Source organism: uncultured Thiocystis sp. (assembly GCF_903866365.1).
Classification (GTDB): domain Bacteria; phylum Pseudomonadota; class Gammaproteobacteria; order Chromatiales; family Chromatiaceae; genus Chromatium.
Map to the genome: position 1 here is coordinate 1 of NZ_CAIPNF010000388.1, position 6,390 is coordinate 6,390.

Annotated in this window: 6 protein-coding genes and 1 pseudogene; all 7 read left to right on the forward strand. The window is 62.2% G+C overall.

The window, feature by feature from the left end; genetic code table 11:
• Positions 1–1,013, forward strand: a 1,013-nt coding sequence (locus QZY07_RS21485; RefSeq protein ID WP_295407200.1) for a tyrosine-type recombinase/integrase, incomplete at its 5' end; no start/stop codon positions are given.
• A complete protein-coding gene (locus tag QZY07_RS21490; protein WP_295407203.1) occupies positions 1,010–2,002 on the forward strand; it encodes a tyrosine-type recombinase/integrase in 993 nt (330 codons plus the stop codon). The genes QZY07_RS21485 and QZY07_RS21490, both read left to right, overlap by 4 nt.
• A complete protein-coding gene (locus tag QZY07_RS21495; RefSeq protein ID WP_295407207.1) occupies positions 1,999–3,015 on the forward strand; it encodes a tyrosine-type recombinase/integrase in 1,017 nt (338 codons plus the stop codon). Before QZY07_RS21490 ends, QZY07_RS21495 begins: the two co-directional genes overlap by 4 nt.
• A 192-nt stretch (positions 3,016–3,207) precedes the next feature.
• Positions 3,208–3,354 (forward strand): annotated as a pseudogene (locus tag QZY07_RS21500) (JAB domain-containing protein); the annotation flags it as partial.
• Between the two features lie 129 nt (positions 3,355–3,483).
• Positions 3,484–3,903 carry a hypothetical protein gene (locus tag QZY07_RS21505; protein ID WP_295407211.1) on the forward strand — a complete coding sequence of 140 codons (420 nt, stop codon included), beginning with the start codon at positions 3,484–3,486 and terminating at the stop codon, positions 3,901–3,903.
• 115 nt (positions 3,904–4,018) lie between these two features.
• Complete coding sequence (locus QZY07_RS21510; protein WP_295407214.1) at positions 4,019–4,681, forward strand: hypothetical protein; 663 nt, start codon at positions 4,019–4,021, stop codon at positions 4,679–4,681.
• Between the two features lie 85 nt (positions 4,682–4,766).
• Positions 4,767–5,810 carry a toprim domain-containing protein gene (locus QZY07_RS21515; protein ID WP_295407217.1) on the forward strand — a complete coding sequence of 348 codons (1,044 nt, stop codon included), beginning with the start codon at positions 4,767–4,769 and terminating at the stop codon, positions 5,808–5,810.
• The last annotated feature ends 580 nt before the right edge of the window (positions 5,811–6,390 follow it).

Genomic DNA, 6,390 nt, shown 5'->3' on the forward strand with positions numbered 1-6,390 from the left:
AGCAGGGGGATGTCATCAACCCGTTCGATGCGTGTAACTGTGGGTGGTGTTTCCATCGTGTGCATGATTCAAAGACAGCAAGTCCCTGTAGCTTGCCGTCATTTCATGAACCGAGGGGTAAAATTGAGCGAACCATCAGTGGGTTCTTCACCTTTCTGCGGAACGAGAAGGGTCTACGCCCAACCACGCTGCTGGACTACAGGTACACGCTGCGCCCATTCGAGGCATATCTGGCCCGAACTGACATCGCCCTGGCTGACCTGACGCCGGCCTGCATCACCGAGTTCCTCAACGAGCGGGCCAAGGTCCTCCACAAGGCTGGCATGGTCAATAGCGCGTCCGCCTTGCGCGTCTTTCTCCGCTACGTGCACCGCGAGGGCATCGTACCCGTGGATCTCGTGCGCAGTGTGCCGCGCGGCCGCACCTATCGGCAGGCATCCATTCCTCGGGCCATCGGCTGGGAGGATGTCGAGCGGTTGCTGGCCAGCATCGATCGACGCTCCGAGCTGGGCAAGCGCGATTACGCCATTCTGATGCTGCTGGCCAGCTACGGATTGCGCACGCGGGAAATCGCCGCGCTCTGCCTGGGGGACTTCGATTGGCCGCATGCGCAGATCAGCATCCCGATGCGCAAGGGTGGCCACTCGACCCGCTACCCTCTCTCGGCAACGGCCGGTGATGCCGTCATCGAGTATTTGCAGGTTCGTCGAACGGATGTGGCGCACCGTCAGGTCTTTCTCACCGCCAGGTCGCCCTACGCTCCCATGCCGCACGCGACGGTTTCCGCCATGGTCAGTGGCCGGATGCGCCGTGCCGACATCCCTGTGACGCGGCCCGGATCCCACACCCTGCGCCACGCCTGCGTGCAGCACCTCGTCGAAGCCGATGTGCCCTTCAAGGTCATCGGCGACTACGTGGGCCATCGTGCTCCTGCCTCCACGCTGATCTACGCCAAGGTGGCGGTGCATAAGCTGCGTGAGCTCGTCATTGGAGAGGCGGAGGACATGCTATGACCGCCCACTGGAACGGCTTTCACAGCACCCTTGCGCCTCACATCGAGCAGTACCTGCGGGTCAAGCGGGCCATGGGGTGCAAGTTCGCCAACGAAGATCGCCAACTGCGATTGCTCGACCGCTTTCTCGATGAGCAAGGCATCGACGGCCTCGAAGCGATTGACCCTGGGTGCCTGCAGGCCTTCCTGGCCTCCCGCCAGCGCACCAACCCACGCAGTTACAACACTTTGCTGGGCCATGTCCGGGGGTTGTTCGATTGGATCGTCAGCCAGCAGATCCTCTCGGCGTCGCCGTTACAAGCCAAAGCGCAGCCGCAGACGGCGCGTCGGCTTCCCTTCCTGTTTTCGCCCGAGACCATCCGGCAACTGCTGGCCCTGTCCAAGGCGTTGGAGGATAACCCGCGCGCACCGCGACGAGGCGCCACCGACGAGATGATCTTTGCCTTGCTGGCCGGCTTGGGCCTGCGGGTTGGCGAGGTCGCCCGCCTGCAATGGGGCGATGTCGACCTGGAGCGCGAGGTCTTGGAGATCCGCAACACGAAGTTCGGCAAGGACCGGCTGGTGCCATTCGGTCCCAAGCTGGCCGACAGACTGCGCGGCTACCTGGACCGGCGTCAGGCACAGGGCGATGCCTGCACGGGCTCGAGCTTTCTGTTCTCCTGGAACGGCCACACGCCGATCAGCACGAACAGCATCCGCAATACGTTCCGGGACGATCTGTTGCCACAACTGGCCCTGGAGGTCCCCCCCGGCGTCTTCGGTCCGCACGTCCACGGCCTTCGTCATTCGTTTGCCGTGCGCACGCTGTTGAACTGGTATCGCCAGGGGCTCACGCCAGCCGATCGTCTGCATTACCTGTCGACCATCTTGGGGCACGTCAATCCGGCCAGTACGGCGGTGTACCTCACCATGAGCAACGCGCTTCTCGAGGCGGCCAATCAGCGCTTCGAGGCCTTTGCCCCGGTCCTTACCGAAGAGGTGGCGCCATGACGCATCCGAGCCTTGCATCGGTCATTCAGAGCTACTTCCTGAACTACCTGTCTCAGGATAAGGGCTTGCAGTCCAGTACCATTCGCAGCTATCGGGACAGCTTGCGGCTGTTCCTAATCTTTGTGGCCGGCGTGAACCGGCGGGGCGTGAGCAAACTGGACCTAGAGCACCTGGACTACCCAGCGGTACAGGCTTTCCTGCACAACATGGAAGCCGAACGTGGCAACGCCATCAGCACGCGCAACCAGCGTCTGGCCGCGCTGCACGTGTTCTACGAATACCTTGGCCGCACGGTCCCCGAAATGCTGCCGTCCTGTGCGAAGGTTGCGGCCATTCCGATGAAGCGCTGTCCGCTTCCGGAGATGACGTTCCTCGCCCGCGATGAGCTCGAAGCCTTGTTCGCCTGCATCGACCCTCAGGACCGGCTTGCCCGGCGGGATCGCGCGCTCTTGATGCTGCTGTACAACACGGGCGCACGCGTCTCGGAAGTCGCCCAACTGACGATGGGGCAACTCGATTTGCGCTCGCCGGCTCAGGTTCGGCTGCTGGGCAAAGGCTCGAAGTGGCGAACCTGTCCCCTGTGGAGCCAGACCGTGAGGACCTTGCAGGCCATGCTGGACGAACGAGCCCCCGACTTGCCGCCAGATACCCCGGTGTTCGTCGGAACGGGCCAACTGCCGATGACGCGCTTTGGCATCTACAAGCGCATCCGCCACTACGCTCAGATCTGGGAGACTTCGGCCAAACCTACTTCGCAGGTTCGGGTGACCCCGCATGTCTTTCGGCACACGGCCGCCGTCCACCTGCTCGAAGCCGGCGCGGAGGTCAATGTCATCCGCGGCTGGCTGGGACACGCCAACCTGGAGACGACCAACCGGTATGCCGAGATCACCGTCCGCATGAAGGCCGATGCCCTGAACCTGTGCGAACCTGTGGCGGCAAGTCCGGGGCGCTCCCGTAAACCCACATGGCAGGACGATGCCACGATGCTGGCCTGGTTGTCGTCCCTTTAGCGTGCTGAGCACGGGGTTGGGCGGGCGGCCTTCGCCCCCAAGACAATCATCCCTCTTCCGATCCGGGGCAGAGTCTTCGCCCCGGCTGGATTGCCATTATGTGCCCACGCATCGGTCGACAACCCTTCATCTGCGCCGAGATCACCTCTTTCAGGCACATAAGAAAACACGCCACATAATTTTCACAACCATCCCTCTGGCCACGCGGATCCCAGTGCGGCGGATCTCTCGATCACGACGAAGTTGAAAAACGCGCTGGGTGTGATCGAGGTCCGCGTTCTCGATCACATTGTGGTCGCCGAATCCTGCACCTCCATGGCCGAACGCAACCTGCTTTAAACGTCCCTGCATCGCGGCATTTCCGGCCGATTCTCATCATCGAGTCAGCATCCTGCTGGCATGACCCCCTGGGGAGACTCATCTTCCCCTTGGGAATCATGCGTCTCCTCGTTTCTTCGGAGAAAACGCATGAACAATTTCTATGTCATCCAGGTGACCGGCGGTTCCTCAACCATCGGGCATCACGTTGCTGAACGCCGGCGGCGGCAGGTGCTCGACTGGTTAGGTCTGCCCTGTGCCGATTTGCCGTTGGGCAGCGACGAACTTCTGAAGGCTTACCACGCGGCCATGCGCCTCGGGGAAGCGCACCACCAACGCACCGGCAAACGCTGTCCGGCATTGCTCACCCCGGAACTGATTGGGCTTGAAAAGACCCGCGTGGCGATCCTCGACCCCAAAGGTCGGGAAACCCGCCGTTTTTGGGTCGGCAAATCGACCGGCTGGATGCCCGTTCACCTGTCGCTTCCGCGCATCAACACGCGCGGCGGCTTCCCGGTGGATCTCGACCCTGGCGATCAGGTTCGGATCGTGCGCCGCCAGCGGATCTAGCCGTTGACCGCCGCTCGGCTCCTGGGATGTCGCGTTGACATCCTCGCCGGCCCTCACCATCACAGGACGCGTCTTCCCAAACGGGGAGGCGCTTTCTCACCACTTGGAAAACACCATGAAAGCCAATTCGTCGCTCGCCATCCTGTTTTACGAGGATGCCATGCACTCCTCCTATTGGTGGGTCGAAGGAAACGAGGATCAGGCGCGTCAGATCCTGGAAAAACTGGAAGCGATCCAGGAGGCGACCTGCAAACCGAGACTTTGGGACGGATTTCCCGAACCGGGATTGACGGTGATCGATGTCCTCCCGCGCGACGTCCTACAAGACATCGCCAACGGCGAGGGCGTCGATCTCATCGCCAACGAGCAGTTAAACGACTTTCTGATCGCGGCAGGGGCGTCCGCCTATGCCGAACTGCTCGAAAACGTGCTCGTGAAGGCGCGGGAATCGCTCCTCCCGACCAGTCCCGTGAGCGATGGAATCTACGCCGATTGGCTGGAAAATCTCATCATCAATCAACCGGATGCACTCGATGCGCTCGCGAGCGCAACGCCGAAGAACGCTCCCGGCCCGATCGTCTGGGTCGAAGCAGACAAACGCCGCTTCAGCTTTATGCCCTCGGACGCCTTGTTCCGCCTCGTGCTGTTGGCTCGGGCGGCCGGCTTGTCGACACCGGAGACCGAGGAGGCGCAAGCCTTCTGTGCACGGCATGGAAACAAGCTGGATGCGTTGTTGACGACGGTTCAGGTCAGCGATAGCCGCCTTTCCAATCGGTAAGGCCGACACTTTTCACCCTCACGGGAAGCGTATTCCCGCGAGGGGTACGTCTTCCTTTTCCCAATATTGAAGAATCGGAAGTCGTATGACATTAAACGCCACGTTGGTTAGAACGCACGCGCAGGGCCGCTGGATTGGCATCCTGCATCATTGGGTTCCGGCGTTGGAACCCGCCCTGAAGCGTCCGGGGCGACATGGCGCATGCCCCATGCATGGCGGCAGCGATGGGTTTCGCCTTTTTCGGGATGTCGCCCACACGGGCGGCGGTATCTGCAATTCCTGCGGGGCCTTCCCGGATGGGTTCGCGCTGTTGAGGTGGCTCACCGGCTGGACCTTTCCCGCCGCACTGGAGGCCGTTGGCGCGTCATTGGGATTGACCGAGCACGCTGACCGCCAGCCCATCCGGCCAATGGGTGTGCATCCGATGATGAACACCGAGAGGTCGGTCGATGTGTGCCGACAGGCGTTACGTTCCACCTGGGGCGAGTCGCTTGCCCCCACCGATCCAGCGGCTTGGCCACTGTGGCGTTATTTAGAGCATCGTGGTGTCGGTCCCTCCCTGGCGTGGCTGGACCCGCGGGTGGTGCGGTTTCATCCGCATCTCGCTTACTACGAGAACGGGCGCGCGACCGGCCATTATCCGGCCATGCTGGCACGGGTGAGCGATCCGCACGGGAAAGCGGTGACGCTGCATCGGACCTACCTGCACCGCAACGGTGCCTGGAAAGCCACGGTACCCAGCCCGAAAAAACTGATGCCGCCAGTGGCATCGATGACGGGCGGAGCGATCCATCTCGCGTCGGTTGACGCGGAGATGGGCGTGGCCGAGGGCATCGAAACCGCATTGGCGGCGCGCTGTCTCTCCGGGCAACCCGTTTGGGCCGCGGTCAGTGCGACGCTACTGGAAACGTTTGAACCGCCCGCCGGGGTGCGTCAGGTGACGATCTGGGCCGATCTGGATCGCAGCGAAACCGGCGAGAAAGCCGCTGCCGCCTTACGGCAACGCTTGGTTCAAGCCGGTATCGAGACCCTGGTCAGGATGCCAAGTGGGCCGATTCCGATGGATGAGAAAGGGGTGGATTGGGCCGATGTCGTCCATTCCCTTCAGCACCGACGCGCGGCGGCTTGAGCCGTCTCAGGAGACCCGCCGCCAGTTCCTTATCGAGGAGCTGGCGGCGTTTTTATACGGCAAGTCCTGATCGATATTGTCAGGCAGTATCACATCACAAAAACCCTGTTCCGAGCGGCGCTGATCCAAGCCAAGCCGGAGCGCGAGGAGGCATTGCACATGACGGTGGCGCAAGAGTGGATCAACAAAGGCATTGAGCAGGGGCAAGCCAGTCGGTTGGCGTCAACGCCGCCCCCGTACACCCAACACCTCGCCTCCGTCTCGGATCCGTCAGGAGGCCCCATTCCGCGCGGCGATTCGTCTCTGTGCGGCGACGGTCCACGCCAGACCAGATCGCGCCCTCGGCAAGCGCGCGCAGTGATACGCTTCACACCCGCCGCCATCCGAGATTCATTGCCCCATGACCCCCGAGCAGTTCGTTGCCAAATGGAAGGATGTTACTCGATCTTCGAGTTTTTAAGGTTTGACTTTATCGATCGATCTGCGCTACGCGCCGCAGGCGCCGACCTCCGCCGCACGATAGCGCAACGCGGGTGTGGGTTCTTGTCGGCCCAGGTCACGACCACTCATGTGCTTGCTG